At 62.8% G+C, this 26754-nt stretch carries 26 protein-coding genes; 16 read left to right on the top strand and 10 right to left on the bottom strand.

The annotated features are described in order from the left end of the window. Positions 1-145: 145 nt before the first annotated feature. The 6 genes from pgeF to X751_RS155545 all read left to right on the top strand — a co-directional run bounded on the left by pgeF (position 146) and on the right by X751_RS155545 (position 5546). Positions 146-940 (top strand): peptidoglycan editing factor PgeF, encoded by a 795-nt coding sequence (gene pgeF / locus X751_RS155520; RefSeq protein WP_023695793.1) that lies wholly within the window; start codon positions 146-148, stop codon positions 938-940. Next, positions 940-2091 carry a Xaa-Pro peptidase family protein gene (locus X751_RS155525; RefSeq protein WP_023683716.1) on the top strand — a complete coding sequence of 384 codons (1152 nt, stop codon included), beginning with the start codon at positions 940-942 and terminating at the stop codon, positions 2089-2091. Before pgeF ends, X751_RS155525 begins: the two co-directional genes overlap by 1 nt. Positions 2092-2146: 55 nt before the next feature. Beyond that, a complete protein-coding gene (locus X751_RS155530; protein WP_023713943.1) occupies positions 2147-2743 on the top strand; it encodes a hypothetical protein in 597 nt (198 codons plus the stop codon). A gap of 141 nt (positions 2744-2884) precedes the next feature. Beyond that, positions 2885-3820: a ribose-phosphate pyrophosphokinase gene (locus tag X751_RS155535; protein WP_023686119.1), complete on the top strand. Its 936-nt coding sequence runs from the start codon at positions 2885-2887 to the stop codon at positions 3818-3820. A gap of 92 nt (positions 3821-3912) precedes the next feature. After that, positions 3913-4428: a hypothetical protein gene (locus X751_RS155540; RefSeq protein ID WP_023686120.1), complete on the top strand. Its 516-nt coding sequence runs from the start codon at positions 3913-3915 to the stop codon at positions 4426-4428. Positions 4429-4574: 146 nt separating this feature from the next. Next, positions 4575-5546 (top strand): tripartite tricarboxylate transporter substrate binding protein, encoded by a 972-nt coding sequence (locus X751_RS155545; RefSeq protein WP_023683714.1) that lies wholly within the window; start codon positions 4575-4577, stop codon positions 5544-5546. Between the two features lie 35 nt (positions 5547-5581). Here the strand turns inward: X751_RS155545 and X751_RS155550 are convergent, their stop codons facing one another. After that, positions 5582-6454 (bottom strand): helix-turn-helix transcriptional regulator, encoded by an 873-nt coding sequence (locus X751_RS155550; RefSeq protein ID WP_023733350.1) that lies wholly within the window; start codon positions 6452-6454, stop codon positions 5582-5584. A gap of 203 nt (positions 6455-6657) precedes the next feature. On the opposite strand from X751_RS155550, the gene X751_RS155555 reads away from it, so the two are divergent. After that, entirely contained in the window at positions 6658-7902 is a 1245-nt protein-coding gene (locus X751_RS155555) for an MFS transporter (RefSeq protein ID WP_023744301.1), read from the top strand. Positions 7903-8043: 141 nt separating this feature from the next. Then, entirely contained in the window at positions 8044-8958 is a 915-nt protein-coding gene (locus tag X751_RS155560) for an alpha/beta hydrolase (protein WP_023744300.1), read from the top strand. Positions 8959-9056: 98 nt separating this feature from the next. Here X751_RS155560 and X751_RS155565 read toward each other — a convergent pair whose 3' ends face one another. After that, positions 9057-9911: an alpha/beta hydrolase gene (locus X751_RS155565; protein WP_023744299.1), complete on the bottom strand. Its 855-nt coding sequence runs from the start codon at positions 9909-9911 to the stop codon at positions 9057-9059. 138 nt (positions 9912-10049) lie between these two features. Here X751_RS155565 and X751_RS155570 point away from each other — a divergent pair, with 138 nt between their 5' ends. After that, complete coding sequence (locus X751_RS155570; RefSeq protein WP_023744298.1) at positions 10050-10481, top strand: MarR family transcriptional regulator; 432 nt, start codon at positions 10050-10052, stop codon at positions 10479-10481. A gap of 22 nt (positions 10482-10503) precedes the next feature. On the opposite strand, the gene X751_RS155575 is transcribed toward X751_RS155570, so the two are convergent. The 4 genes from X751_RS155575 to X751_RS1000000165395 all read right to left on the bottom strand — a co-directional run bounded on the left by X751_RS155575 (position 10504) and on the right by X751_RS1000000165395 (position 15940). Next, positions 10504-11265, bottom strand: coding sequence for a glutamine amidotransferase (locus X751_RS155575; protein WP_023744297.1), 762 nt, complete (start codon positions 11263-11265; stop codon positions 10504-10506). Between the two features lie 79 nt (positions 11266-11344). Beyond that, on the bottom strand, positions 11345-12346 hold the full coding sequence (locus X751_RS155580) for a rhamnose ABC transporter substrate-binding protein (RefSeq protein WP_031203833.1): 1002 nt from the start codon (positions 12344-12346) through the stop codon (positions 11345-11347). Between the two features lie 46 nt (positions 12347-12392). Continuing rightward, the gene (locus tag X751_RS155585) at positions 12393-13382 is read right to left on the bottom strand and encodes an ABC transporter permease (RefSeq protein ID WP_023744296.1); all 990 of its coding nucleotides are present in this window, start codon (positions 13380-13382) and stop codon (positions 12393-12395) included. Further along, complete coding sequence (locus X751_RS1000000165395; RefSeq protein ID WP_023744295.1) at positions 13379-15940, bottom strand: ATP-binding cassette domain-containing protein; 2562 nt, start codon at positions 15938-15940, stop codon at positions 13379-13381. Before X751_RS1000000165395 ends, X751_RS155585 begins: the two co-directional genes overlap by 4 nt. A gap of 186 nt (positions 15941-16126) precedes the next feature. Here X751_RS1000000165395 and X751_RS155590 point away from each other — a divergent pair, with 186 nt between their 5' ends. The 7 genes from X751_RS155590 to X751_RS155620 all read left to right on the top strand — a co-directional run bounded on the left by X751_RS155590 (position 16127) and on the right by X751_RS155620 (position 22460). Further along, positions 16127-17413, top strand: a complete 1287-nt coding sequence (locus tag X751_RS155590) for an ROK family transcriptional regulator (RefSeq protein ID WP_023744294.1) — start codon at positions 16127-16129, stop codon at positions 17411-17413. Between the two features lie 265 nt (positions 17414-17678). Beyond that, a complete protein-coding gene (locus X751_RS155595; RefSeq protein ID WP_023686131.1) occupies positions 17679-18323 on the top strand; it encodes a 50S ribosomal protein L25/general stress protein Ctc in 645 nt (214 codons plus the stop codon). Between the two features lie 21 nt (positions 18324-18344). Beyond that, on the top strand, positions 18345-19085 hold the full coding sequence (pth, locus tag X751_RS155600) for an aminoacyl-tRNA hydrolase (RefSeq protein WP_023744293.1): 741 nt from the start codon (positions 18345-18347) through the stop codon (positions 19083-19085). A gap of 95 nt (positions 19086-19180) precedes the next feature. Beyond that, positions 19181-20284, top strand: a complete 1104-nt coding sequence (gene ychF / locus X751_RS155605) for a redox-regulated ATPase YchF (RefSeq protein ID WP_023744292.1) — start codon at positions 19181-19183, stop codon at positions 20282-20284. Between the two features lie 200 nt (positions 20285-20484). After that, positions 20485-21459, top strand: coding sequence for a magnesium/cobalt transporter CorA (gene corA / locus X751_RS155610; RefSeq protein WP_023701569.1), 975 nt, complete (start codon positions 20485-20487; stop codon positions 21457-21459). A 78-nt stretch (positions 21460-21537) separates the two neighbouring features. Beyond that, a complete protein-coding gene (locus X751_RS155615; RefSeq protein WP_023744291.1) occupies positions 21538-21999 on the top strand; it encodes a MaoC family dehydratase in 462 nt (153 codons plus the stop codon). Then, positions 21996-22460 (top strand): MaoC family dehydratase, encoded by a 465-nt coding sequence (locus X751_RS155620; protein ID WP_023744290.1) that lies wholly within the window; start codon positions 21996-21998, stop codon positions 22458-22460. The genes X751_RS155615 and X751_RS155620 overlap by 4 nt, the downstream gene beginning before the upstream one ends. A 153-nt stretch (positions 22461-22613) precedes the next feature. Here X751_RS155620 and X751_RS155625 read toward each other — a convergent pair whose 3' ends face one another. From X751_RS155625 to X751_RS155640, 4 genes are all read right to left on the bottom strand, one after another. After that, positions 22614-23159: an adenine phosphoribosyltransferase gene (locus X751_RS155625; protein WP_013529989.1), complete on the bottom strand. Its 546-nt coding sequence runs from the start codon at positions 23157-23159 to the stop codon at positions 22614-22616. A gap of 9 nt (positions 23160-23168) precedes the next feature. Beyond that, positions 23169-24314, bottom strand: a complete 1146-nt coding sequence (locus X751_RS155630; RefSeq protein WP_023744289.1) for an alpha-hydroxy acid oxidase — start codon at positions 24312-24314, stop codon at positions 23169-23171. Between the two features lie 185 nt (positions 24315-24499). Beyond that, positions 24500-25372 (bottom strand): cytochrome c1, encoded by an 873-nt coding sequence (locus tag X751_RS155635; protein ID WP_023670029.1) that lies wholly within the window; start codon positions 25370-25372, stop codon positions 24500-24502. A 23-nt stretch (positions 25373-25395) separates the two neighbouring features. Beyond that, on the bottom strand, positions 25396-26739 hold the full coding sequence (locus tag X751_RS155640) for a cytochrome b N-terminal domain-containing protein (RefSeq protein ID WP_023670028.1): 1344 nt from the start codon (positions 26737-26739) through the stop codon (positions 25396-25398). Positions 26740-26754: the final 15 nt, after the last annotated feature.

Genomic DNA, 26754 nt, shown 5'->3' with positions numbered 1-26754 from the left:
GAGATCGTTACAAGCCGTCCCGCCATGTCGCTTGTGGTCGCATGCCTGCTTTTGGCCAATGCAAAGTCGACGCAGCAGCACTGTCGCAATCACTCGGCCGAACTTCGCCTTGACGAAAACGCCGGCGCGGACAACAAACCCATCCATGCTGAATCAGACCAAACCGGATCCTGTTCGCTCGCCGCTGCTGGAAGCGGCCAAGCCGCGAGGTATCCGCCATGGCTATTTCACCCGTATCGGCGGCGTCTCCGGCGGCATCTATCAGGGACTTAACATCGGCACCGGGTCGGATGACGATCAGATGCTGGTCGCCGAGAACCGCCGCCGCGTCGCTGCCTGGATGGGTGTGCCGGCCAGCCATCTCCTGACCGCGCATCAGGTCCACTCGCCCGATGTCGTTATTGCCAGGGAACCCTTTCCCGGCCCGCGGCCCAAGGCCGACGCCATCGTCACCGACCGGCCGGGCATCGCCATCGGCGCCTCGACGGCCGATTGCGGCCCGGTGCTGTTCGCCGATGCGCAAGCGCGCATCATTGGCGCTGCACACGCCGGCTGGAAGGGCGCTTTCACCGGTGTGCTTGAAAACACCATTGCCGCGATGGAAAGCCTCGGCGCCCGCCGTGAGCGCATCATTGCGGTTCTCGGTCCTTCGATCGGCCCCGACAATTACGAGGTCGGGCCGGAATTCGTCGCCCGTTTCGTCGAAGCCGATGCCGAAAACATCGGCTATTTCGCGCCTTCGGCCAATCCGGCGCATGCAATGTTCGATCTCAACCTCTATACGGTCGACCGGCTGAAGAAGGCTGGCGTGACCGCGCAGGGGCTTGGCCGCTGCACCTATGCCGAGGAGGATCTCTTCTTTTCCTACCGGCGCGCGACGCATCGCAAGGAACCGGACTACGGTCGGCAGGTTTCGGCAATTGTTTTGGAGAACGGATAATGGCGCTGCATTTCGAACGGTCGGAATTTGACGCCCGGCGTGACCGGTTGATGATCGAGATGACGGAAAAGAAGCTCGATGCTGTACTGCTTTTCGCCCAGGAGAGCATGTACTGGCTAACCGGCTACGACACGTTCGGCTTCTGTTTCTTCCAGTGCCTGGTTGTGAAGGCTGACGGCTCGATGGTGCTGCTCACCCGCTCGGCCGATTTGCGCCAGGCGCGCCACACATCGATCATCGACAACATCGTGCTGTGGACCGACCGCGACGGCGCCAACCCGGCGGTCGACCTGCGCAACCTGCTCAACGACCTCAATCTCCTCGGCGCCCGCATCGGCGTCGAATACGACACCCATGGCCTGACCGCCTTCAATGGCCGCCGCGTCGACGAGCAGCTGCAGACCTTCGGCCAGATCGCCGACGCCTCCGGTATTGTCGGCCGTCTGCGCCTGTTCAAGAGCCCGGCTGAAATCGCCAAGGCCGAAAAGGCCGCCAACCTTTCCGACGACGCGCTCGACGCGGCCCTGCCGCTGATCAAGCAGGGCGGCGACGAAGCGCTGATCCTTGCCGCCATGCAGGGCGCGGTGTTTGCCGGCGGCGGCGACTATCCGGCCAATGAATTCATCATCGGCTCGGGCATCGACGCGCTGCTCTGCCGCTACAAGGCCGGGCGCCGCAAGCTGACCAAGAACGATCAGCTGACGCTCGAATGGGCCGGCGTGTTCCATCACTATCACGCGCCGATGATGCGCACCGTGCTGACCGGCAAGGCGTCGAAGCGCCATCAGGAGCTGTTCGACGCCGCCCGCGCGGCTCTTCTGGCGGTCGAGAAGGCGATGACGCCCGGCAACACCTTCGGCGACGTCTTCGACGCGCATGCCCGCACGCTGGAGGCGCACAGCCTGACCAAGCATCGGTTGAACGCCTGCGGCTATTCCGTCGGCGCCCGCTTCACCCCGTCCTGGATGGATATGCCGATGTTCTACCAGGGCAATCCCGAGCCGATCGCGCCCAACATGACATTGTTCGCGCACATGATCATCATGGACTCCGAAACCGAGACGGCGATGACGCTTGGCCGCACCTACCTGACCACCGAATCCCAGCCGAAGCCGCTTTCACGCCATGATCTCGACTTGATCGTACAGTGAATCCATAATGGTTGGTCCACGCGGGGGCGTTCGCGACTAAGGAGTTTTCGGGCAGATGAGACGATCGCATGTGACGACCGTGTCATTGCTCGCAGCGCTTGTGCTGGCCGCTTGCACCAATGCCAAGGACGTCCTTGAGCCGTCCGCCATCACGCCGCCGGCAGCCTCGGCCCAACCGGCTCAGCCCTTGGCTGCCCCGGGCATCGCGCCCGCCGCCACACCAGCGCCGGTCGTCGGCGCCACGACACCCGCCAACCCCGCGCAGAGCGCCGCCGCTTTGTCGAAGACCCGGCTGCAGATCGCGCCGATCGTCGGCGCCTCCGTGGAAGCGGCAACGCCGCTGACGGCCGAACTGCAGACACGCGCCAAGCAGCGCGGCATCACCCTTGCCGGCAGCGCCGACCAGGCCGCCACCCATGTGCTGAAGGGCTACTTCTCGACCATGACGGAAGGCAAGGATACCACCGTTATCTATGTCTGGGACGTCTATGACCCCGCTGGCAACCGGCTACACCGCATCAATGGCCAGCAGAAGGCGCCCTCGGTCAATGCCGCCGAAGGCTGGCCCGCGGTTGCACCCGCTACCATGCAGGCGATCGCCGACCAGACGATCGACCAGTTCGCGGCCTGGCTCGGCGGCAGCGCCGGCTGATCCGCCTGTTACCGGCTTCCGTTCACTGTTGACGTTTTTGAGATTAGCCGGCGGATTCCCGTCAACGAGGCTTGCAATACCGGCACGGCTCGCTACAAGCCCGATTAAGAGGACCTCCCCATCCTTCGCCAGGAACGGTGCATGAAGCTTTTCGCGGGCAATTCCAACCGGGTGCTGGCCGAAGCGGTCGCCCGCTATCTCAATGTCCCGCTGGGCAAGGCCAGCGTCAGACGCTTCGCCGATCAGGAAATCTTCGTCGAAATCCAGGAAAACGTGCGCGGCGAGGATGTCTTCATCCTGCAGTCGACCTCGTTCCCGACCAACGATCATCTGATGGAACTGCTCATCATGATCGATGCCTTCATGCGCTCCTCGGCCAAGCGCATCACCGCGGTCATCCCCTATTTCGGTTACGCCAGGCAGGATCGCCGGGCCTCGGGCCGCACACCGATCTCGGCCAAGCTGGTCGCCAACATGATCACCCGCGCTGGCGTCGACCGCGTCTTGACGCTCGACCTCCATGCCGGCCAGATCCAGGGTTTTTTCGACATTCCGACCGACAATCTGTTCTCGGTGCCGGTGATGGCCCGCGACGTGAAGGCAAAATACAAACAGCTTGCCAATGTCGTCGTCGTCTCGCCCGATATTGGCGGCGTGGTGCGCGCCCGCGCGCTCGCCAAACGCTTCGACGCACAACTGGCCATCGTCGACAAGCGCCGCGAACGTCCCGGTGAATCCGAAGTGATGAACATCATCGGCGCGGTCGCCGGCAAGGATTGCCTGCTGATCGACGACATCGTCGATTCCGGCGGCACGCTGTGCAACGCCGCCGATGCGCTGCTCGCCAACGGCGCTACCAGCGTCACCGCCTATATCACCCACGGCGTGCTGTCGGGCGGTGCGGTCGCCCGGATCAGCGGCTCGAAGCTGCAGGAACTGGTGATCACCGATTCCATCCAGCCGACGCAAGGCGTGCTCGACGCCCCGAATATCCGCGTCATCTCCATCGCCGACCTGATGGGCGAGGCGATTTCGCGCACGGCGACCGAAGAGTCCGTGTCGAGCCTGTTCGATTAATCCATGTTGCCCAAAAGCGTGCCCACGGGCCTGGCTCGGGGGTAATCTCCTTTTTGGAATCTGCCCCAAACCGTCGTGAAAGCAGCCAGCTGATGCGCAATCGAATCAAGGCTGCAGGCATCGCAGGAATGCTTCTCGCAATCGGCATCGCCAGCGCGGCCTATGCGCCGACAATCGCTCCGGTTTCGACCGCGCAGGCGCAAACGGAATATCTTCCCACCGAAAAGGATTTCATCGGCAAATGGAGCATCGCAGGGTCCGCAATCCGGCCACCGCGTGATCTGAAAGAGCCGGCGAAGCCCGACCAGGAAGCGTCTGCGACCGAATTTCAGCAGACTGTGACCGCCTTTTATGGCGCCTTCGACTATCTGGAGATCACGGCGGACGGCCGCTACAATTTTCACCAACCGGGTGACCCGGCATCGGGGCCTTGCGTCTGGTGCGGGACATGGTCGTTCAAGAACGATTCCCTGTGGCTCGAACTGGACACGGCGCCCAGGCTCGACATCTACGCCGAGGGCGGCGACATGCAGATGACCTACACGGCCGAGCCTGAAGAGACGTCACGATACAAATGGCTTGTTTTCAGCTGGACCAAGGCTGATTGAACTGAGGGGTGAGGCGTTCTCGCGCACGCCAACCGAAGCATCGGTGTCAAGCCCGATCTCCTGAGGCGGGCAGTCAGTCCATGGTTGCATTGTGCGAGGAGTTCACCATGGCCATACTGCCCCTCCAATCAACGGAGGAGTAGCAGATGCGGCGTAGGACTTTGCTCGGGCTCGCGGTTTCCATCGCAGCCACCCTTTCAGCACCGGCGGCCTGGGCCGCCGATTTTCCGGACCGGACCATCACCATGGTTGTCCCCTTTTCCGCCGGTGGCTCGACGGATCTGGTCGCGCGCCTGGTCGCCAACAAGATGTCCGAAAAGCTGGGCCAGCAGATTGTCGTCGAAAATGTCGGCGGCGCCGGGGGCAGCATCGGCGCTGCCCAGGTCGCCCGAGCCGAACCGGACGGCTACACGATCCTGATGGGCACGGTCGCAACCCACGCGCTCAACCCGCTGATCCTGAAGACAAAGCCCTACGACGCGGAGAAGGATTTTGCGCCGATATCGTTGCTCGTGCTGGTGCCAAACGTCCTGGTCGTAAACCCTGAATTCCCCGCCAAGGACGTCAAGGAACTGATCGAGATGCTGAAGAAGGACCCGGACAAATATGCCTACGCCTCATCAGGCAATGGCACCCCGCTGCATCTCTCCGGCGAGCTTTTCAAGACGATGGCCGGCGTCAGTATGCAGCACATTCCCTACAAGGGCGCCGGACCGGCCTTGAACGACGTTATCGGCAATCAGGTGCCGATGATGTTCGACAACCTCCCCTCTTCATCGGGCCATATCAAGAGCGGGACGCTGAGAGCGCTTGGCGTCACCACCAAGGAGCGCGTTCCCTCCTTCCCCGACATACCGGCCATTGCCGAAACCATTCCCGGCTATGAAACCTACAGCTGGAACGCTCTGTTCGCGCCCGCAGGCACGCCGCCGGAGGTCGTCGCCGTTCTTCAGAAGGCGGCAGTTGAAGCCCTGAAAGACCCTGATGTGATCGCCCGCATGGCCCAGTTCAGCGCCTCGATCGTGGCCTCCACCCCGGAAGAGCTTGGAGTGCATGTGAAGGCCGAACTCGCCAAATGGGAACCGATCGTCAAGGCCAGCGGCGTTCAGCTGGACTAGGGCCTACGGCAAAGTACTGCGGGCTTTTCCTGGCGCTACGGCGCCGGGGCCTCAAGTCGAGGCTGAGCCCGCCGCATGCCTTCGTCGCGGGCGCCGCGCATATAGCCGCGCGGCGAGGCGCCGAGCATGCGCTTGAACATGGTTATGAATGCCGGCACGCTGTCATAACCGAGGTCGAGCGCCACCCTGGTGATCGGCTCGCCATCGGCGAGCCTGGGCAGGGCCGCAAACAGGCAGGCCTGCTGGCGCCAAGTCGACAAGGACAATCCGGTCTGGCGCTGGAAGGCGCGGGTGAACGAACGGCGGCTCATGCCTGCGGCATCCGCCCACTCGTCGATCGTGGCGTGCGGCGAAGGTGCCGCGACAAAGCGTCGGCAGAGCGCCGCCAGCTTCGGGTCGGACGGGAACGGCAGCCCGAGCGGCCGTTCCGGCAAGGTCGGGATCTCGTGCAGCAACAGGTTCATGATCAGCCCGCCGCGGCCTTCCAGTTCGCCGCCTTGCGGCAGCTTTTCCGATTCGACGATCAGGCTGTGCATCAGCTCGGTGATGCCGACGACGCGCAAACCTTCCGGCAGGCCGGGGATAGCGCCCGGCATGACATAGACCGAGCGCATCGAGACATCGCCCAGCATTTCGACAGAATGCTCGGTGCCGGCCGGTATCCACATTGCGTGGTCGGGCGGCACCATCCAGCGCCCGTACCTGGTCGTCACCAGCACGACACCGACCAGCGCATGCAGCAGCTGGCTGCGGCTGTGGCGGTGTTGCGGCACGAGGTAACCGTCGGGATATTCGGTCGGCAAAGCCACCGCCGGCCCGGAAACCTCCTCCAGCCACTGCCAGCGGCTTTCGTGCAATCGGCCGAGATCGGCATTGCCGGCGCGGAAGATGTCCCTGCCATGTGGCATCGGCTATGGCCCACTTGCGAAACTATTGGACCAAACCACGAAAGAAGTCGCCTCGCAAGCGGCTTATAAGGCAGCCATCCCCAAGGCGCTCCGCAGGGGCGTCGCCCAAGCGCTTCAGACGAGCGTCCTTAAGGCGGTCCGCGGGAGCGGCCGCCAAGCCTGCCCGCGGGCAAACACCCGCCAAAAAGACCTCGGAGCCTGCCTTGACCGATACGACAGCCACCAGCATTGCACCGCAGCCAAGCGCCAGCCTCCCTTCAGCCCAGGCGACCGCCTTCACCGTCATCCTGGCGGTGAGCTTTTGCCACGGCATCAACGACATCATGCAATCGCTGCTGCCGGCGATCTATCCGCTGCTGAAAGAGAATTACGGTCTCGATTTCTGGCAGATCGGTCTTCTGACCTTCACCTTCCAGGTCACGGCGTCGCTGCTGCAGCCGGTCATCGGCATGATCACCGACAAGCGGCCAATGCCCTATTCGCTGCCCTACGGCATGGCGTCCTCGCTGATTGGCCTGATCGTTCTGGCCTATGCCGGCCACTATGCGCTGCTTCTGGTCGGCGCCTCGCTGATCGGAATCGGCTCGGCGATCTTCCATCCGGAATCCTCGCGCATTGCCCGCTTTGCCTCCGGCGGCCGCTTTGGCCTGGCGCAATCTTTGTTCCAGGTCGGCGGCAATTTCGGCCAGTCGATGGGGCCGCTGCTCGCTGCCTTCATCGTTGTGCCCTTCGGCCAGACCAGCATTTCATGGTTCGCCGTCGGGTCTCTGACCGGCATCATCGTTTTGTCGCGGGTCGGCGGCTGGTACAGCCGGATGCGCGCCGCGCAGGGCAATCGCAAGGCGGCAAGCTTCGTCTCCCCCTTCCCGCGCAAGAAGGTGATGGGAGCGCTGGCGGTGCTGACGCTGCTGGTGCTGACCAAGAACGCCTACATCGCCTCGCTCTCCAGCTACTACACCTTTTATTCCATCCATAAGTTCGGCGTGTCGGTGCAGATGAGCCAGGTCATGCTGTTCCTGTTCCTCGGCGCCTCGGCGCTGGGCATCCTGCTCGGCGGACCGTTCGGCGACCGCTACGGCCAGAAGGCGATGATCTGGTTCTCGATCGTCGGCGTGCTGCCGTTCACGCTGGCGCTGCCCTACGCCAATTTCGAATGGACGATGGTGCTGACGGTGCTGATCGGCCTGATCCTGTCCTCGGCCTTCTCCAACATCGTCGTGTTTGCGCAGGAGTTGGTGCCGGGACGTGTCGGCACCATCGCCGGGATCTTCTTCGGCTTCGCCTTCGGCATGGGCGGCATTGCAGCCGCCGTGCTCGGCGTCGTCGCCGACATGAAGGGCATCGATTTCGTCTTCCAGATCTGCTCGTATCTGCCGCTGCTCGGCCTGCTGACGGTGTTCCTGCCCAACATGAAGGAAGCCAGGAAGGCGCAAGCGGCGGCCAGATAAAACCGGTCGATTTTGCGGATTTGACGCAGGGCGCGGCATTGCTGCGCCCTCTGTGATTCTTTCACCATGCGCTGGTTGAAAAGCCTGCTAGAGATAGTCATCAACGAAGGCTTGGGGCCTTCGACGTCTCTGGGGGATGACATGCGCAAGATCGTATTAGCCGTATTGGGTGTGCTTCTTGTTACCTTGCCGGCGACGGCACGCATCGTTCCCTTTCCGCCGGGTTTCAAGACGCAGTCCGTCGAAACCAACGGCACCAAACTCTATGTGCGCGTTGGCGGCAAGGGTCCCGCCGTCGTGCTGCTGCACGGCTTTGCCGATACCGGAGACATGTGGGGCGCCGCGGCCATCGCCCTCGCAAAGGACCACACCGTCATCGTGCCGGACCTGCGCGGCATGGGTCTGTCGGCCCACCCGGAAGCGGGCTACGCCAAGAAGAACCAGGCCGTCGACATCGCCGGCGTGTTGGATGCCCTGAAGATCGACAAGGCAGATCTCGTCACCCACGACATCGGCAACATGGTCGGCTATGCGCTCGCCGCTCAGTATCCCAAGCGCATCACCAAATGGGTTATCATCGACGCGCCGCTGCCCGGCATAGGCGACTGGGAAAAGATCAAGCAAAGCCCGCTGCTTTGGCACTTCAACTTCCGCGGCCCTGATATGGAGCGGCTGGTCGCGGGGCGCGAGCGCATCTATCTCGACCGCTTCTACAACGAGCTGTCGGCTGACCCCAAGAAGATCGACGAGGCGACGCGCAGGCACTACGCCAAACTCTATGCCCGCCCGCATGCGATGCATGACGCTTTCGAGCAGTTCAAGGCGTTTGACCAGGACGCGATCGACAACCAGGCGATGCTTGCCGCCGGCGGCAAACTGACCATGCCGGTGCTGGCTGTCGGCGGTGAAAAATCCGCTGGCACTACGCAGGCCGATGTCCTGCGGGTTGTTGCGACCGATGTCACGGGCGGCATCGTGCCCGCTTCCGGACACTGGATCATGGAGGAAAACCCCGACGACACCGTCAAACTGATCACTGGTTTTCTCGATAAATAGGCACCGTCTCGCTGACATTTCGATGAAAGCAAAGGCACCCGCCCGGCGGCGGGTGCCTTGCTTATCCGACTGGACGATGTCTATTCAACTGAACGGTTCTACGCCTTGAAGAAGGCCAGGAGGTCGGCATTGATGACATCGGCATGGGTCGTCGCCATGCCGTGCGGGAAGCCCTTGTAGACCTTGAGCTCGCCCTTTTTGAGCAGCTTGACAGCCAGCAGCGCGGAGTCGGCGATCGGAACGATCTGGTCGTCGTCGCCATGCATCACCAGCACCGGCACGTCGATGGCCTTCAGATCGTCGGTGAAGTCGGTTTCCGAGAACGCCTTGATGCAATCGTAATGCGCCTTGGTGCCGCCCATCATGCCCTGGCGCCACCAATTCTCGACGACAGCCTGCGACACCTGGGCGCCGGGGCGGTTGAAGCCGTAGAACGGGCCGGCCGCGACATCGTGGAAAAACTGGGCGCGGTTGGCTGCCTGGGCGGAGCGCAAACCGTCGAAAACCTCGATCGGCAGGCCGCCGGGATTGGCCGCCGTCTTCAGCATGATCGGCGGCACCGCGCCGAGCAATGCGGCCCTGGCGACACGGCCGCCGGAGCCGTACTTCGCGACATAGCGGGCCACTTCGCCGCCACCGGTAGAATGACCGACATGGATAGCGTCCTTGAGGTCGAGATGCGCCGCAAGTTCCGCGACATCGGCGGCATAAGTATCCATCTCGTTGCCGGTATCGGTCTGGGTCGAGCGGCCATGGCCGCGCCGGTCATGGGCAATGACGCGGTACCCCTTGGACAGGAAGAACAGCATCTGGGCGTCCCAGTCGTCGCTGCTCAGCGGCCAGCCGTGATGGAAGACGATGGGTTGTCCCGTTCCCCAATCCTTGTAGAAAATTTCGGTGCCGTCCTTGGTGGTGATCGTGCTGCTGCCGGCCTTGGTCATCTCGCTCTCCATTGATTGCTTCCGCGATAATCAATATCGCGATAACTATATGACTAGCGCAGGTCCAAATCCTTGTCTACAGAAAATATATATCGCGATATCATTTTTCGTGGTACATATTGATGTGCTCAGTCGGCAAAGGAATGCCTCGTGCCTCTCCCGTTGGACAACCAGATCTGTTTTTCGCTTTACGCCACCAGCATGGCAATCAACCGCACCTACAAGCCCATGCTGGACGAGATGGGCATCACCTATCCGCAATATCTCGTGCTGAACGCACTTGCCGAAGCCGGCGGGATGTCGGTCGGCTCGATTGCGCACAGACTCGCTTTGGAATCGAGCACCATCACGCCGCTGGTGAAGCGCATGGAACAGGCCGGTCTCGTCACCCGCCAGCGCAGCCAGACGGACGAGCGCCAAGTGCAGGTCGACCTGACGCCTGCCGGCCGCGCGCTGCTCGTCCAGTGCAACTGCCTCAACGAAACCCTGATCGAACGCTCGGGCATGACGATGGCTGATCTCGATGCCTTGAATCGGCGGATCCAGGCGCTGCGCGAAGCGTTGAGCAGCAAGCCGGACTAGCTGCCCTACAAACACGCCAGGCTTAATCCTTGCCGGCCAGCCAGCGCACGACGTTGCCCATCAGCTTGCCGTAGAGCGGCCATCCCAAAAAGTCCTGCGACAGCCAGTGTGGGCCGATGTCGGTCGCCCACGCGACGGTGCGGCCGTGGCCAACGCTGCGAGCAGCAAGCAGCGGCCAGTCCGTGCCACGATAATGGCAGGTCGCCAGCAGCTGGGACGAGCCATCGCGCCTGAAATCGAGTTTGTTCATGCCGAGGATCGGCGGCAACGGGCCCGCGACACCGGCAAGGATTGGATGCGACGCCTGAAGGATCGACGGCTGCAGGCCTTGCGGCACTTCCAGCCCGTCCGAGAATGGCAGGCAGCGCACGGGCAGGATGTCCTCGACCGGGGTGTCGTGGAAACGCGCCGTGCCGAACATGCCCTGGAACCCCATATAGCCGCCGGCCAGCATCAGCCCGCCACCGCCTTCGACATAGGCCTTGAGGACGTCGAGGCGGTTGGCGCCGATGCGCCCGGCGCGGGCCTCCGGCGTGACCAGCAAGGTCAGCGCGCCGACATCGGAGATCACCACCGCCTGGTATTCGGCCAGCGCGTCGAGGTCATACGGAAATTCGGCCGCGCAGCGATCGCCACCGATCTGCGTCACCGCTATGCCCTCTGCGGCAAGTGCGGCATTGAAGGCCGTCGCGCCGTTTACCCACGTCGCACTCGTCAGCACATCGCCGCCGGCGGCAACCGAGGTCGTCGCCGCGAAGGTCTCGCCTGCCAGCAAGAGTTTCATCGTCGCCCTCACGCTTTTCGACTGACAATTGAACGAGCGGGCGCCGGCTTGAACCGGCGCCCGCCGGGCCTTGGGAGGCTTAGAACTTAAACTCGGCCAGGTTTTCCGGCGTCACGATCTTGGCCGGGCCAAGGATCAGTTCGCCGCTGGCCCCGATCGTGTATTCGCCGAGCCTGCCCGCCGTGAACTTCTCACCTTCCTTGCCGGTGATCTTGCACTGCGCCAGCGCCTGGGCCGCCTGATAGGTCAGGTAGCCGAGATCGGTGACATTCCACCAGATATCCTGGGCAGAGCCATCCTTGATGTATTTCGAAATCAAAGTGGCCGGCGCAAGGCCGGTCAGCTTGACCTTGCCGATCATGCCGGCTTCCTCGAGTGCGCGCGCGGCCGCCGGAAGGCCAATGCCTGCCGGCACGATGATCACCTTGAGATCCGGAAACGCCTGCACCAGCGCCAAGGCCTGCTGCTGGTTGACCTGCTCGCTCTCCTCGCCATAGGCGACCTGCACCAGTTTCATCTTGGCGTATTTCGGCTCTGCCGCCATCTTCGCCTTCATGAAGTCGATCCAGGCGTTCTGGTTGGTCGCCGTCGGCGTCGACGACAGGATGGCGAACTCGCCTTCGCCGCCGCTGAGGTTGAATGCGCTTTCCAGCATCATTTCGGCCAGACTGTCGCCCTTCACCTGGTTCACGAACACCGCGCGCGCATCGGCCGCGACGTCGGAATCGTACGAGATCACCCGGACGCCTTGCTGAACGGCGCGCTTCAGCGCAGGCGCAACCGCATTGGCGTCGTTGCCGGCGATAGCGATGACCCCGACCTTCTGCGACACAAGGCTGTTGATGAATTCGATCTGTGCCTCGGCCGTCGCTTGCGACGGGGCAACCTGGGTGGCGGTGCCGCCAATTTCCTTCGCAGCCTCCTCGGCGCCGCCGAAAGCCACCTTGAAGTAGGGATCGGTGTCGAGCTTGGGCAGGAAGCCGACGGTCACCGGTTCCTTGGCGCATTCCTGGCTGTAGGCCAGCGAGGCCGGCGCAAGCAGAACCGCGGATGCGAGCAGGGCTATTCTAAACGCTTTCATTGTGTCTCCTCCGTCAGAATTCGGGCTTGAAGAAAGGGGCCCGAGATCACCCCTTGGTTTCGCGCAGGACGCGCGATCTTGACAGCCGCTCCTCCAGGGAGCGCCAGTAATTGCCGACCAGCAGCGAGCCGATCAGAAGCAGGCCGATGATCATGCCTTGAGCGTCGCCGCCGATCTGGTTGAGCGCCAGCACATTTCGGATGATGGCGATCAACAGCAGCGCCAGCATGACCCCCGTGAGCCGCCCCTTACCACCGAAGACGCTGACGCCGCCGAGCAGCACGATGGTGATGACATCGAGCTCCATGCCGAGCGCATTGTTGGCGCGGGCGTTGGAGAGGCGCGCGGTATAGACGATGCCGGCGATGGCTGCGACCATGCCCGAAACGACGAACAGCTTCAGCACCATTTTGCGCGTATCGATGCCGGAATAACGCGCCACTTCGGGGCTGCCGCCGAGCGCATAGATGCGCTTGCCGGTCGGCGTCTTCTGCAGCACCACCGTGAAGATCGGCGCCAGCAGCAGGAACGGCACGATGGTCCACGGGATTTGTGTGCCCGGCAGATTGCTGATGCCGAAATCGACGACCGCCGGCGGCAATATGTTGACCGAACCGGTGCCGAGCAGGATGTAGCCAATGCCCCGATAGAGCGCCATGGTGCCGAGCGTCACCACCAGCGACTGCAGCCCCAGCCCTGAAACCAGATAGCCATTGAAGGCGCCGAGCAGGCCGCCGAAGACCAGCGTCAGCGGAATGGCCGCCAGCGTCGGCACGCCGCCCTGGACGAGCAGGCCAAACACCACGGATGTCAGCGCCAGCACCGAGGCGATCGACAGGTCGATCTCGCGGGTGATGATGAGCAGCGTCATCGGCAGGATCAGCAACGCCTTTTCCGAGGCGCTTGCGGCCAATTGCGAGAGGTTGAAGCCGGAGACGAAATTCGGCACGAAGACCGCCGCATAGATAAAGACGGCGAGGCAGGCGGTCGCCAGCAGCAGATCCCAGAAGTCGATCGAGCGGATAAACTTTCTCATCTCGCCCTCGCCTGTCTCGCCTGTTCGGCGCGCCGCACGATGAAGGTGTCGATGCCGATGGCAACCAGGATCACCAGGCCATAGACGCCCTGCAGCCAGAGCGGATCGACGCGCACCAGCGTCAGCCCGTTCTTGATGACCAAGAGCGTGAGCGCGCCAAGGATGATGCCGAGCAGCGTGCCCGAGCCGCCGCGGATGGCGACGCCGCCGACCACCGCAGAGGCGATCACCGTGAGTTCGAAGCCGAGCGCGACGCGGGCATCGATGGTGGCGTAGCGCGAAGCCCACAGGGCGCCGCACAGGCCGCCTAGCAGGCCGGCCATGCCGAAGGCCAGCAGGATGCGCCGGTCGACCGGAATGCCGATCAGCCTTGCGCCGTCCGGGTTGGAACCGGTGGCAAACAGCTCGCGCCCGGTTGCGGTGCGATAGAGCAGCACATAGCCGGCGCACAGGATGACAATAGCGATGATGACGATCAGCGGCACGCCTGCGATCTTCAGCCCGGTCATGTCGAGCCAGGCTTGCGTGACTTCGTCGGCGCTGACCTGGTCGCCCGCCGCCCAGATCGAGTTGAAACCGCGGAAGATCGACATCGAAGCCAGCGTAACGACGATGGCCGGGATCTTTCCCCTGGTAACGACAAGGCCGTTGAGCAGTCCGGCAAAGCCGCCGACCGCGCAGGCGGTGATCAGGCCGATGCCGATGTCCAATCCGGGATAGGCCTGAACCATGCTGGCCGCCATATAGGCGGAGAGGCCGATCACAGCTGCGATCGACAGGTCGATGTTGCGGGTGATCAGCACCAGCATCTGCGCCAGTGCGGCGACAATCAGCAAGGCCGCGTCCATCGACACAGCGGTGAGGTTCGCCGCGCTCACCATGCGCGGGTTGATGATGGTGACCGGAATGGCGACGGCGAGCATCGCCGCAAGCAGGCCGAATTCCCGCCGCTTCAGAAAATCGAACGGTCCTTTTGCCTTTTCCTCCTCGGCGGCGCGTTCTATCTGCGCTGCCTGGCCGGCGCGTTCATCGGTCCTGGTCGCCGCTTCCAGTACCTTTTCCTGCGTGGCTTGTCCGCGCGAAAACTCAGCAGTCTGGCGGCCTTCGCGCAGCACGATAATGCGGTCGCACATGCCGATCAGCTCGGGCATCTCTGACGAGATCAGCACGATCGCCATGCCTTGCGCGGCAAGGTCAGCGATCATTGCATGCACTTCCGCCTTGGTGCCGACATCGATGCCTTGCGTCGGCTCGTCGAGGATGAGCACGCGCGGCTCGGTGCGCAGCCATTTGGCCAGCACCACCTTCTGCTGGTTGCCGCCGGATAACTCTTTCACCGGCTGCCCGTAGCCGGAAAAGCGCAGCTTCATGCGCTTCAGCCAGTCCGCCACCAGACCGATGGCGCGGTCGGTGCCGTAGAGACCGCGTTGTGCGGCCTTGTCGAGAACAGGTAGCACCGCATTGTCGAGGATGGAGAAATCCATCACCAGGCTCTGGCCCATGCGATCTTCCGACACATAGGCGATGCGCGCATCCATGGCGTCGCGCGCCGAGGCGAACTGCACGGGCTTGCGGTCGATCAGGATTTCGCCGGCCTCGGGCCGGTCGATACCGAACAGCACGCGCGCAATCTCGGTGCGTCCGCTGCCGACCAGACCGCCAAGGCCGAGCACCTCACCTGCGTGAAGCTTGAGGTCGATGCCGGTAAAGCCGCCGGCGCGCGAAAGTCCCTTCCCCTCCAGCACCAGCGCGCCTGAGGCATGGCGCCGTTCGGGATAGAGGTCGGTGACTTCGCGGCCGACCATCATGCTGATGGCGGCAGCGCGGCCAAGCTCGGCTTTCGGCTTGACGCCGATCAGGCGCCCGTCACGCAGCACCGCGATGCGGTCGGCGATGCGGAAGATTTCATCCATGCGGTGGCCGACGAACATCATCGCCACGCCGTGCAGCCTGAGATCGGCAACGACGGAAAACAGCCGCTCGACCTCGCGTTGCGACAATGCGGCCGTGGGTTCGTCCATGATCAGCACGCGGGCATCCAGCGACAGCGCGCGGGCGATCTCGACCAGTTGTTGTTCAGAGGTACGCAGTGTTCCCAGCCGCGTTGCCGCCGGCACATCGAGCCCGACGGTGGCCAGCACCTTGCGGGCGCCGGCCAGCATGGCGGCATTGTCGATGCCGCCAAAGCGGTCGCGCGGCATGTGGCCGAGATAGATGTTCTCCGCCACCGACAGATCGGGAAACAGGCCAGGATGCTGGTGCATGACCGCAATGCCGGCCGCCTGCGCGTCATGCGGCGAATGGAAGACGGCTGATTTGCCGTCAACCTCGACATGACCGCTGGTGGGAGAATGCACACCGGCCAGAAGCTTCACGCAGGTGCTCTTGCCGGCGCCGTTTTCGCCAAGCAGCGCCAGCACCTCGCCGGAGCGCAATTCGAAGGAGGCGTCCTTGAGCGCAATCGTGCCGTCGAAAGCCTTCGTCGCCTGAACCAGGGCAACAGGAACAGCCCGCACCACCGCAGCGTCGGCTTCGCTTTGTGTGCCCGAGTGCAGCACGTCTCCTCCCTGACTAGTTATTTTTTCAATTTGCTATATTAAATAGCGCAAAGGCGCAACGGCAAAATTGACTTCCATGGTTCCGACGCGCACTGTCGCCTCTCGCACAGGCATCGCAGGATGCTTCGGCCGAAGGTGGTTTCGGCCTCTTGCGGTAAGACGGCGACATTTGAGGAGACGTGGGTTTTGTCAGGGAAAGGCAGCAATTCTGTCAAAGTTCGCCACTACAACGAGCGTTTCGTGCTCGACGCCATCCGTCGCCTCAAGGAAGCCTCCAAGTCCGATCTGGCGCGCGCAGCAAGCCTGACGCCGGCGGCGGTCGCTGCGATCGTCGACGGCCTGGAATCCTCCGGTTTCGTAAAGCAAGTGGGAAAAAGGTTCGGACAACGCGGATCGCCCTCCACGCTGTACCGGCTGACACCGGAACGCATCTACAGCGTCGGCATCAAGATCGGCCGGCGTGCGCTGGAAGCCGTTCTGGTCGACTTCGCCGGTGAAATCCGAGCAAGAGAGTCGCACGAATACCGCTTCCCCGATCCTGATCTGGTGCTGAAGGCCGGCAACATGGCGCTGGCCACCTTCGAAAAGCTGGTGGATGGGCTTGGCGATGCCAGCATCGTCGGCGTCGGCATTGCCTCACCCTATTTCCTCGGCGGCTGGAGCGAGGAACTCGGCTTTCCCGACGATCTCGGCAGCCGCTGGGAAGCGATCGACCTGACGACTTGCTTTGCCACGCCGGCGAAGACGCCGGTGTTCGTGGAAAACGACGCCACGTCGGCGGCGCTGGCCGAACTTGTCCAGGGCGCCGGCGCCCGCTTCCGCGATTTCATGCACATCTCGATCGACACTTTTGTCGGCGGCGGCCTGGTGCAAGGCGGCAGGGTCCACACCGGGCCGCATGGCAACAGCGCTGCCCTCGGACCCTTGCCCGTCTCGCCCTCAAGCCTCGATTCGGTGGCGGCGAAGCCTGCGCGCTACCAGAGCCTACTGCATCGCGCCTCGATCTATGTGCTGGTCAATCACCTGAGGTCGCGCGGCGTGGTGATCAATCGTGTGCGGGAACTCGATCCGTTGCCAGCCGAAGCGCGCGTGCCGCTGTTCGAATGGATCGACGATTGTGCGAGCGCGCTGGTCGAGGCGATCATCGCCATCACCTCCATCATCGACATCGAGGCCATCGTTCTCGACTCGATCCTGCCCAGGCCGATCCATCTCGAACTGCTGGCAAGGGTGCAGGCCCAGTTCAACCAGGCCAGCGCAATCGGCATCGTCGCGCCGGAGATCGTGTCGGGGCAATTCGGCCCTGAGGCCTCCTCGATCGGCGCTGCCATGCTTCCGTTCTCGGCGCTGCTGGCGCCCGACAGCGGCGTGCTCATGATCGGCAAGGACCGGACGAAACTGCTGAGCGCTCTGTCCACGCTCGGTGGCGCCAAGGGAAACGGATCAAATCCGCCCACCGACCTGCCGGCCTGAGCGCAATGCGGCGCGCCCAACGCAGGCATCGGCCGCCCTTGCCCGCCATGGCTTGCACGCCTGCCCGCCTTCCGCTATAGAGCCGCCACCCGCGTAGACACCCTTGGAGGCAACGCGGCGGAAGGCTGCCTTCCCTTGTGATCCCGAACAAAGCTCCGCGTATGCGGTTTCTGGCATTCGGACATCCAGGCCTGGCGGCTTTCGACGTTTACGGTCCAGGCACACTGCCACCGCAAACGCTCCATAAAACGCGAAAGGAAATGCCATGAGCCACGATACTTACGAGCTCAAGGCCGAAGCGCGCGAACAGGTCGGTAAGGGGTCCGCCCGTGCAGTTCGCCGCAACGGTAAAGTGCCTGCAGTTATCTACGGCGACAGACAGCCTCCCCTGGCGATTGCGCTGAACTATAAGGACGTCTTCTACAAAATCCATGGCGGCGGGTTTTTGACCACGATCGCCACGATCGATGTCGACGGCAAGAAAATCCAGGTTCTGCCCAAGGATTTCCAGCTCGACCCCGTCAAGGATTTCCCGGTCCATGTCGACTTCCTGCGCATCGGCAAGGACACCGAGGTCAACGTCGACGTGCCTGTCCACTTCATCAATGAAGACAAGTCGCCCGGCATCAAGCGCGGCGGCGTGCTCAACATCGTGCGTCACGAAGTCGAGTTCCACTGCCCGGCCAATGCGATCCCGGAATTCATCACCGTCGATCTCACCGGCGCCGACATTGGCGATTCGATCCACATCTCGGCGGTTACCTTGCCGGCCGGCGTCAAGCCGGTGATCTCCGATCGCGACTTCACCATCGCGACCATTGCCGGCTCCTCGGCGATGAAGCCGGAGACGGAAGAGACGGCGGAAGCGGCAGCCCCCGAAGCGGCGGCTCCTGCTGCCGAAGAGAAGTAATTTTCGGGCCTGGAGTTCACGATGCTTGTCTTTGCAGGCCTCGGCAATCCGGGCGCGAAATACGCTGATAACCGGCACAATGTCGGCTTCATGGCGGCGGACGCAATTGCCCGCCGCCATTCGTTTTCGCCCTGGTCGAAGAAGTTCCAGGGCCTGATCGCCGAAGGCACGATTGCCGGCGAAAAGATTCTCCTGATCAAGCCGCAGACCTTCATGAACCTGTCGGGACAGCCGGTCGGCGAAGCCCTGCGCTTCTACAAGCTCGGCCCCGAGGCGCTGACCGTCTTCTACGACGAGATTGACCTGCCGGCCGGCAAATTGCGGGTCAAGGTCGGCGGTGGCGCCGGCGGCCACAACGGCATCCGCTCGCTCGACCAGCATGTCGGCAAGAACTTTCGCCGCGTGCGCATCGGCGTCGGCCATCCCGGCGTCCGGGAAATGGTGCATGGCCATGTGCTCGGCGACTTCGCCAAGGCCGACCGCGAATGGCTGGACGTGCTGCTCAACACCATCGCCGACGATGCCGGGCTGCTGGCCAAGGGCGACGACAGTTCTTTCATGAACCGGGTGACGCTGGCCTTGCGCGACAAACTAACGCCAACCGGCGACGACGACCGTCCGCCGCCAAAGGCGCCGAAGGCTGAGGGCCCGAAAGCTCAAAGCCACATCCGCCAGGCACGGCCACAGCAGGCGCCGGCCAAGCTGCCGGAAAGCGGCCCGATGGCCGCCATGCTGAAGAAACTGTTCGGCAAGAAGGACTGAGCGTCGATAGGATCGGGACCGCGGGGCTTGACGTTGCTCACCCCTATCGCCCATAGCCCTCATCAAATTTCTAGTTTCCCGATAGGACCGGACACATGGGTTTCAAATGCGGCATCGTTGGCTTGCCCAACGTCGGCAAGTCGACGCTTTTCAACGCATTGACCAGGACGGCGGCGGCGCAGGCCGCCAACTATCCGTTCTGCACCATCGAACCGAACACCGGCGAGGTGGCGGTGCCTGATCCGCGGCTGCAGAAGATCGCCGCAATCGCCAAGTCTAAGGAGATCATCCCGACCCGCATCTCCTTCGTCGACATCGCCGGCCTGGTGCGCGGCGCCTCCAAGGGCGAAGGGCTGGGCAACCAGTTCCTCGCCAACATCCGTGAGGTCGACTCCATCGTGCATGTGCTGCGCTGTTTCGAGGATGACGACATCACCCATGTCGAGGGCAAGATCGACCCTGTCGCCGACGCCGATACGGTCGAGACCGAGCTGATGCTCGCCGACCTCGACAGCCTCGAGCGCCGCATCGTGCAGATCCGCAAGCGCGCCGGCAGCAAGGACAAGGAAGCAACCACCGTGCTGCCGATGATGGAGGCCGCACTCGAGCTCCTCCAGGCCGGCAAGCCGACCCGCATCCTGCTCAACGGCATTTCAGCGGAAGACCTGCGCATCCTGCAGGGACTGAACCTCTTGACCTCGCACCCCGTGCTCTATGTGTGCAACGTCGCCGAAGCCGACGCCGCCACCGGCAACGAGCACACCAGGGCCGTGGAAAGGATGGCGACCGCGCAGGGCGCCGGCACCGTGGTGATCTCGGCCGCGATCGAAGCCGAAGTCGCCCAGCTCTCCGACGAGGAAGAGATGGAGTTCCTGTCCTCGCTCGGCCTCGACGAACCTGGCCTCAACAAGGTCATCCGCGCCGGCTACGATCTGTTGCATCTCATCACCTATTTCACCGCCGGGCCGAAGGAGACGCGCGCCTGGACGATCCACAAGGGCGACAAGGCCCCGCAGGCGGCCGGCGTCATCCACACCGATTTCGAGCGCGGCTTCATCCGCGCCCAGACCATCGCCTACAACGACTACGTCACACTGGGCGGCGAAGTGGCGGCCAAGGAAGCCGGCAAGGCGCGCGACGAAGGCAAGGAATATGTCGTCCAGGATGGCGATGTCCTGCTGTTCAAGTTCAACACCTGAGGCGCCGCGGCTGGCGCGCTGACGGCGACCGATCACGGCTGCGTCAAGTGGAGGAGCCGGCATGCCGCTTCGCTTGACTGCCCTTGGCACCGGGTCTATGGCCGTTTGCATGCGACTTGGCCGTCCCCGTGGGAACGGCGGCGCGTGCAAGACCCATCGCTATTAAACGAAACCTTGGGCTCAACCAACGGAGACCGGCGATGATCAAGGCCTTCGTCGTCGACAATGATCGCCTGCGCCTCGCCGACGATCTCGTGGCCAATGGCGATCAGGTCGTCTGGGCCGACCTTCTCAACCCGACCAAGGAAGAAGAAACGACGATCGAGACTTGGCTCGGTGTTGCCATCCCGACGCGCGAGGAGATGGAGGAGATCGAGATTTCGAGCCGCCTCTACATCGAGGACGGCGCCTACTTCATGACCGCCACCTTGCCGGCGCAGACCGAAATCGATGATCCCTTGATGTCACCGGTTACCTTTGTGCTTGCCGGCCCGAGACTGGTCACCATCCGCTATCATGAGCCGAAGGCGTTCAAGACCTTTCCCCTGCGCGCCGAGAAGGTGGCGACAGGCTGCACCACCGGCAACACCATCCTGATCGGCCTGCTGGAGGCGATCGTCGATCGCCTAGCCGATATTCTCGAACGCGCCGGCCGTGACATCGAGACGATCTCGCGCGATATCTTCGAAGCGCGGTCGACCAAGGTGAACAAGCGCAATCGCGATTTCCAGGAACTGCTCAAGGCCATAGGCCGCAAGGAAGACATTGCCTCCTCGATCCGCGACAGCCTGATCTCGCTGCAGCGCCTCACCGGCTTCCTTGCCCACGTCGCGACCCAGATCAAGATGAGCAAGGACGTCCGCGCCCGCATCAAGACAGTATCGCGCGACGTGCTGTCGCTCGCCGACCATGCCACCTTCCTGTCGCAGAAGATCTCGTTCCTGCTCGACGCGACGCTCGGCATGATCTCGATCGAGCAGAACGCCATCATCAAGATCTTCTCGGTCGCCGCCGTCATCTTCCTGCCGCCGACGCTGGTAGCTTCGATCTACGGCATGAATTTCGACGTCATCCCGGAGCTGAAATGGGAGCTCGGCTATCCCTTCGCCATCGGCCTGATGATCCTGTCGGCGATCCTGCCGTTCTGGTATTTCCGCCGCCGCGGCTGGTTGTAGGCCCAATAGAATTCGCTTGACCAAACGCCGCCCGGACGGCATCCGGATGCCCGGTGATCGTACAACCGGATTGGGATCATGACCGCAAAAAGCTGGGCCTACGAGGATTTCACCGACGGCGCATCGATCGACCTCGGCGCCAAGCAGGTGAGTGCGGCCGAAATCATCGAATTCGCCACCGAATTCGACCCGCAGCCGATGCATCTCGACGAAGCCGCCGGCAAGGCCAGCATCCTTGGCGGCTTGGCCGCCTCCGGCTGGCACACCTGCGCGATCTTCATGCGCATGCTGTGCGACGCCTTCCTGCTCGACTCGACCGCGCAAGGCGCGCCCGGCATCGACCAGGTCAAATGGAAGAAGCCGGTGCTGGCCGGCGACACACTGGCCGGCAGCACCAGCGTGCTTGCCAGGCGCCTGTCGAAATCCAGGCCTCAGCTCGGCCTCGTCACCTTGCGCAGCGAACTGTTCAACCAGCGCGGTGAAAGCGTCTTCGAACTTGAGAACACTGTCATGTTCTTGACCCGCGAGGCCGGCGCATGAGCCTCGACGCGTTCTTCCGCATCGGCGATACCATCAACCTCGGTTCGCACACATTCGAAGCCGAGGCGATCAAGGCGTTCGCCTGCAAATACGATCCACAGGTCTTTCATGTCGACGAGGAGGCGGCGAAGAAAAGCGTGTTCGGCCGCCTCTGCGCCTCAGGCTGGCACACCGCGGCCACCTGGATGAAGCTCAATCTCAAAAATCCTATGGACGCTTCTCAATGGACCGGACCCGGCCCGGTACCAGAATTCGGCCCCTCCCCCGGCTTCAGGAACCTGAAATGGCCAAAGCCGGTCTATGCCGGAGAAACCGTCACCTTCATGCGCACGGCCCTGTCCCACCGCCCGCTCGCCAATCGCCCCGGCTGGCGGCTGCTCGCGCTGCGCTCGGAAGGATTCGATTCTACGGGCGACAAGGTGCTGGAGTTCGACAGCGCGGTGCTGGTGAAGGCTGGGTAGTGAATGGTGAGTAGTGAGTATTCAATATCAGAGTGTGTGAGTAAGCCTAGCGCCTGTCATTGAACGCTGACATTCACTATTCACTATTCACTATTCACTATTCACTATTCACTATTCACTATTCACTATTCACTATTCACTATTAACTACTCCCTAATGCCCCTCAAACCCGATCAACGTCCGCACCGGCACGCCCAGCGCTTCGAGCTTCGCCCGTCCGCCGAGATCCGGCAGGTCGATGACGAAGCACGCGGCAAGAATATCGGCACCGATCTGCCTTAGCAGCTTGACCGCCGCCTCCGCCGTGCCGCCGGTCGCGATCAGGTCGTCAACCAGGATCACCTTCTCGCCCGGCGCAACGCCGTCCTTGTGCATCTCCATCTCGTCCAGCCCGTATTCCAGGCTGTAGGCGACGCGTACCGTCTCGTAAGGCAGCTTGCCCTTCTTCCGGATCGGCACGAAACCGGCCGAAAGCTGGTGCGCGACCGCACCGCCGAGGATGAAGCCGCGTGCCTCGATGCCGGCGATCTTGTCGATCTTCTGGCCGGCATAGGGATGCACCAGCTCGTCGATGGCGCGGCGGAAGGCGCGCGCATTGCCGAGCAAAGTGGTGATGTCGCGAAACAGGATGCCCGGCTTGGGGTAGTCCGGAATGGTGCGGATCGCGGCGAGCAGCGTGTCTTCGAGCGAGGATTTCATGGGTCGAGATTACCTGAAACGGAGGTTGTTGCGCGACAATTGTTCGATCGAACTGCAGCCCATCAGCTTCATGCCGCGCTCGATCTCGACCCGCATCTGCTCCAGCGCCCGCTCTACGCCCGGCTGGCCGGCCGCCGCCAGGGGGAACAGATAATAGCGGCCGACGCCAACAGCCTTGGCGCCGAGCGACAGCGCCTTCAGCACATGGGTGCCGCGCTGCACGCCGCCATCCATGATGACGTCTATTCTGTCGCCGACGGCATCGACGATCTCGGCCAGTTGGTCGAACGCCGCCCGCGAGCCGTCCAGCTGCCGGCCGCCATGGTTGGACAGCACAATGCCGCTGCAGCCGATCTCGACGGCGCGCTTGGCATCCTCCACCGACATGACGCCCTTGAGACAGAACGGACCTCCCCACAGTCTGACCATCTCGGCAACATCGTCCCAAGTCATCGACGGATCGAGCATCTCGGTGAAGTAGCGGCTGATCGACATCGTGCCGCCGCCCATGTCGACATGCTCGTCGAGCTGCGGCAGCTTGAACCCCTCATGGGTGAAATAGTTGATCGCCCAGCCCGGCTTCAGCGCGAACTGCAGCATGCCGGCAAGGTTGAGCTTGAAGGGGATGGCAAAGCCGGTGCGCTTGTCGCGCTCGCGGTTGCCTCCGGTGATGCTGTCGACGGTCAGCATCATCACTTCGACGCCAACCGCTTTCGCCCGCTGCATCATCGCCCGGTTGAGGCCGCGATCCCGGTGGAAATAGAACTGGTAGACCTGCGGGCTGCTGCTGATCTTGCGCGCTTCCTCAAGACTGACGGTGCCGAGCGAGGACACGCCAAACATAGTGCCGAATTTGGCCGAAGCCTTAGCCACCGCGCGCTCGCCTTGATGATGGAACAGCCGCTGCAAGGCGGTCGGCGAGCAATAGACGGGCATGGCCAGCTTCTGGCCCATCACCGTCACAGACATGTCGATCTCACTTACCCCGCGCAGCACGCTGGGAACGAGGTCGCAGCGCTCGAAACTCTCGGTGTTGCGGCGATAGGTGACCTCGTCGTCGGCCGCGCCATCGATGTAGTTGAAGATTGGCCCCGGTAACCGCTGCTGGGCCATGCGCCGGAAATCGGAAAAGTTGTGACAGTCGCGTAGCCGCATCATCGATCCAAATGCCCCTCTAGCCGGCGATCCGCCGGGCGCGCGTGCAATACCAATCGCATGGCGCCGTGCCAACGGACTTCTTACTGGACGGCTGCTGCGCCAAGATGCGAACCATGTCCGGTTTGGCAAGCAAAAAGGGCGTCCGAAGACGCCCTTTCCATTTCCGAGGAATAAGATGCGGCTTAGTGCGCCACGCCTTCCCACACCTTGCGCTTGGTCAGATACATCAGCGCCCCGAACAGAAGCAGAAACACCAGCACGCGGAAGCCGGTCTTCTTGCGGTCTTCCATATGCGGCTCGGCCGCCCACATCAGGAACGCCGAGACGTCGCGCGAATACTGGTCGATCGTCTGCGGCGAACCGTCATCGTAGGTGACCTGGCCATCGGAGAGCGGCTTGGGCATCTTCAGCGACACGCCGGACATGAAGTATGGATTATAGTGGGTGCCTTCGGGGATCACCATGCCGGCAGGTGGCGTCTCGTCGTAGCCGGTCAGCAGCGAATGGATGTAGTCCGGGCCGCCCTGCGCATATTGCGTGAAGATGTCGAAGACGAAGCGCGGGAAGCCGCGCTCGACGCCGCGCGCCTTGGCCAGCAGCGACATATCCGGTGGGGCAGCGCCGCCGTTGGAAGCGGCAGCCGCCTCCTCATTGGCGAACGGCGCCGGGAAATGGTCGGACGGCTTGCCCGGCCGGTCGAACATGTCGCCGGCATCGTTGGGTCCATCATGGATGGTGTACTCGGCCGACAGCGACTTGATCTGCGCTTCCGAATAGCCGAGGTCCTCCAGCGTGCGGAACGCCACCAAATTCATCGAGTGGCAGGCCGAGCAGACTTCCTTGTAGACCTTCAGGCCACGCTGCAGCTGCGCCTTGTCGTAGGTGCCGAACGGACCGGCAAAAGTCCAGTCCATCTCCTTCGGCTCGTGGATCGGGAAATGCGTCGGTGCCGCCGCGTTGTGCGCCTCTTCAGCGGCGATCGCCACACTGCCGACGGCTCCGATGCCAGCGGCAAACACGCCTAGCAGGGCGAGCGAGGTGAGAATCTTTTTCATGCCAAATCCCCTTAGATTCTCACTCAGCCTTTGGTTTCCGGCGCGGCGGTCGCACCGGCCGGATGTCCCCCTCCGGCACCCTTGTTCTTCTCCAGCACCGCCTCGGTGATCGAATTCGGCAGTCTGCGTGGCGTCTCGATCAGGCCAAGCACCGGCAGGATGACGAGGAAGAAGGCGAAGTAGAACAGTGTCGCCGCTTGAGCGTAGCCAACATAGTTGCCCGAGACCTCACCTATCAGGAGGGTCAACAGACCGCCGCCTTCCGCCGGCTGCGAGCCAAGCCAGCCAAGCAGGACAGCGTCGGCGACGAACAGCCAGAAGAACAGCTTGTACCAGGGCCGGTAGACCGCCGAGCGCACCTTGGAGGTGTCGAGCCACGGCACCAGGAACAGCATGACGATGGCGCCGAACATGCACAGCACGCCGCCGAGCTTGGAGTTGATCGGCCCGATGTTGAAGGTGATCGCGCGCAGGATCGCGTAGAACGGCAGGAAGTACCATTCCGGCACGATGTGGGCCGGCGTCTTCAGCGGGTTGGCGATCGTGTAATTGTCCGGATGGCCGAGAAAGTTCGGCAGGTAGAAGACGAAATAGGCGAAGAAGAACAGGAACACGATCATGCCGAATGCATCCTTGATGGTCGCATAGGGCGTAAAGGCAACGGTGTCGGTCTTCGATTTCACCTCGATGCCGGTCGGGTTCGACTGGCCGACCACGTGCAGCGCCCAGACGTGCAGCACGACGACGCCGGCAATCATGAACGGCAGCAAATAGTGCAGCGCAAAGAAGCGGTTGAGCGTCGGGTTGTCGACGGCAAAACCGCCGAGCAGCAGTTCCTGGATCCAGTTTCCGACCAGCGGAATGGCGCTGAAGAAGCCGGTGATGACGGTGGCGCCCCAGAAGCTCATCTGACCCCAGGGCAGCACATAGCCCATGAAGCCGGTCGCCATCATCAGCAGATAGATGATGCAGCCGAGGATCCACAGCAGCTCGCGCGGCGCCTTGTAGGAGCCGTAATAAAGCCCGCGGAAGATGTGGATGTAGACGGCGACGAAGAAGAACGAGGCGCCGTTGGAATGCATGTAGCGCAACAGCCAGCCCGAATTGACGTCGCGCATGATCTTCTCGACCGAATTGAAGGCGAGATTGGTGTCGGCGGTATAGTGCATGGCCAGCACGATACCGGTCAGGATCTGCGCCACCAGCATGATCGTGAGGATGCCGCCGAAGGTCCACGCATAGTTGAGGTTGCGCGGCACCGGATAAGCGATGAAGCTGTCATAGACCATGCGCGGCAGCGGCATGCGGGCGTCGAACCAGCGTTCGATACCGGTCTTGGGCGTATAGGTCGAGTGTCCCTCGCTCATCGAAATATCCCCTGC

The sequence above is a fragment of the Mesorhizobium sp. LNJC394B00 genome (assembly GCF_000502555.1).
Taxonomy (GTDB): domain Bacteria; phylum Pseudomonadota; class Alphaproteobacteria; order Rhizobiales; family Rhizobiaceae; genus Mesorhizobium.
The sequence above is the reverse complement of the archived record's forward strand: the minus strand, read 5'-3'. Positions and strand labels throughout refer to the sequence as shown.

Bases quoted from the DNA above. Each gene is read 5' to 3' on its own strand.
- pgeF (WP_023695793.1), top strand. From the start codon at position 146: ATGCTGAATCAGACCAAACCGGATCCTGTTCGCTCGCCGCTGCTGGAA.
- X751_RS155525 (WP_023683716.1), top strand. From the start codon at position 940: ATGGCGCTGCATTTCGAACGGTCGGAATTTGACGCCCGGCGTGACCGG.
- X751_RS155530 (WP_023713943.1), top strand. From the start codon at position 2,147: ATGAGACGATCGCATGTGACGACCGTGTCATTGCTCGCAGCGCTTGTG.
- X751_RS155535 (WP_023686119.1), top strand. From the start codon at position 2,885: ATGAAGCTTTTCGCGGGCAATTCCAACCGGGTGCTGGCCGAAGCGGTC.
- X751_RS155540 (WP_023686120.1), top strand. From the start codon at position 3,913: ATGCGCAATCGAATCAAGGCTGCAGGCATCGCAGGAATGCTTCTCGCA.
- X751_RS155545 (WP_023683714.1), top strand. From the start codon at position 4,575: ATGCGGCGTAGGACTTTGCTCGGGCTCGCGGTTTCCATCGCAGCCACC.
- X751_RS155550 (WP_023733350.1), bottom strand. From the start codon at position 6,454: ATGCCACATGGCAGGGACATCTTCCGCGCCGGCAATGCCGATCTCGGC.
- X751_RS155560 (WP_023744300.1), top strand. From the start codon at position 8,044: ATGCGCAAGATCGTATTAGCCGTATTGGGTGTGCTTCTTGTTACCTTG.
- X751_RS155565 (WP_023744299.1), bottom strand. From the start codon at position 9,911: ATGGAGAGCGAGATGACCAAGGCCGGCAGCAGCACGATCACCACCAAG.
- X751_RS155575 (WP_023744297.1), bottom strand. From the start codon at position 11,265: ATGAAACTCTTGCTGGCAGGCGAGACCTTCGCGGCGACGACCTCGGTT.
- X751_RS155580 (WP_031203833.1), bottom strand. From the start codon at position 12,346: ATGAAAGCGTTTAGAATAGCCCTGCTCGCATCCGCGGTTCTGCTTGCG.
- X751_RS155585 (WP_023744296.1), bottom strand. From the start codon at position 13,382: ATGAGAAAGTTTATCCGCTCGATCGACTTCTGGGATCTGCTGCTGGCG.
- X751_RS155595 (WP_023686131.1), top strand. From the start codon at position 17,679: ATGAGCCACGATACTTACGAGCTCAAGGCCGAAGCGCGCGAACAGGTC.
- pth (WP_023744293.1), top strand. From the start codon at position 18,345: ATGCTTGTCTTTGCAGGCCTCGGCAATCCGGGCGCGAAATACGCTGAT.
- ychF (WP_023744292.1), top strand. From the start codon at position 19,181: ATGGGTTTCAAATGCGGCATCGTTGGCTTGCCCAACGTCGGCAAGTCG.
- corA (WP_023701569.1), top strand. From the start codon at position 20,485: ATGATCAAGGCCTTCGTCGTCGACAATGATCGCCTGCGCCTCGCCGAC.
- X751_RS155615 (WP_023744291.1), top strand. From the start codon at position 21,538: ATGACCGCAAAAAGCTGGGCCTACGAGGATTTCACCGACGGCGCATCG.
- X751_RS155620 (WP_023744290.1), top strand. From the start codon at position 21,996: ATGAGCCTCGACGCGTTCTTCCGCATCGGCGATACCATCAACCTCGGT.
- X751_RS155625 (WP_013529989.1), bottom strand. From the start codon at position 23,159: ATGAAATCCTCGCTCGAAGACACGCTGCTCGCCGCGATCCGCACCATT.
- X751_RS155630 (WP_023744289.1), bottom strand. From the start codon at position 24,314: ATGCGGCTACGCGACTGTCACAACTTTTCCGATTTCCGGCGCATGGCC.
- X751_RS155635 (WP_023670029.1), bottom strand. From the start codon at position 25,372: ATGAAAAAGATTCTCACCTCGCTCGCCCTGCTAGGCGTGTTTGCCGCT.
- X751_RS155640 (WP_023670028.1), bottom strand. From the start codon at position 26,739: ATGAGCGAGGGACACTCGACCTATACGCCCAAGACCGGTATCGAACGC.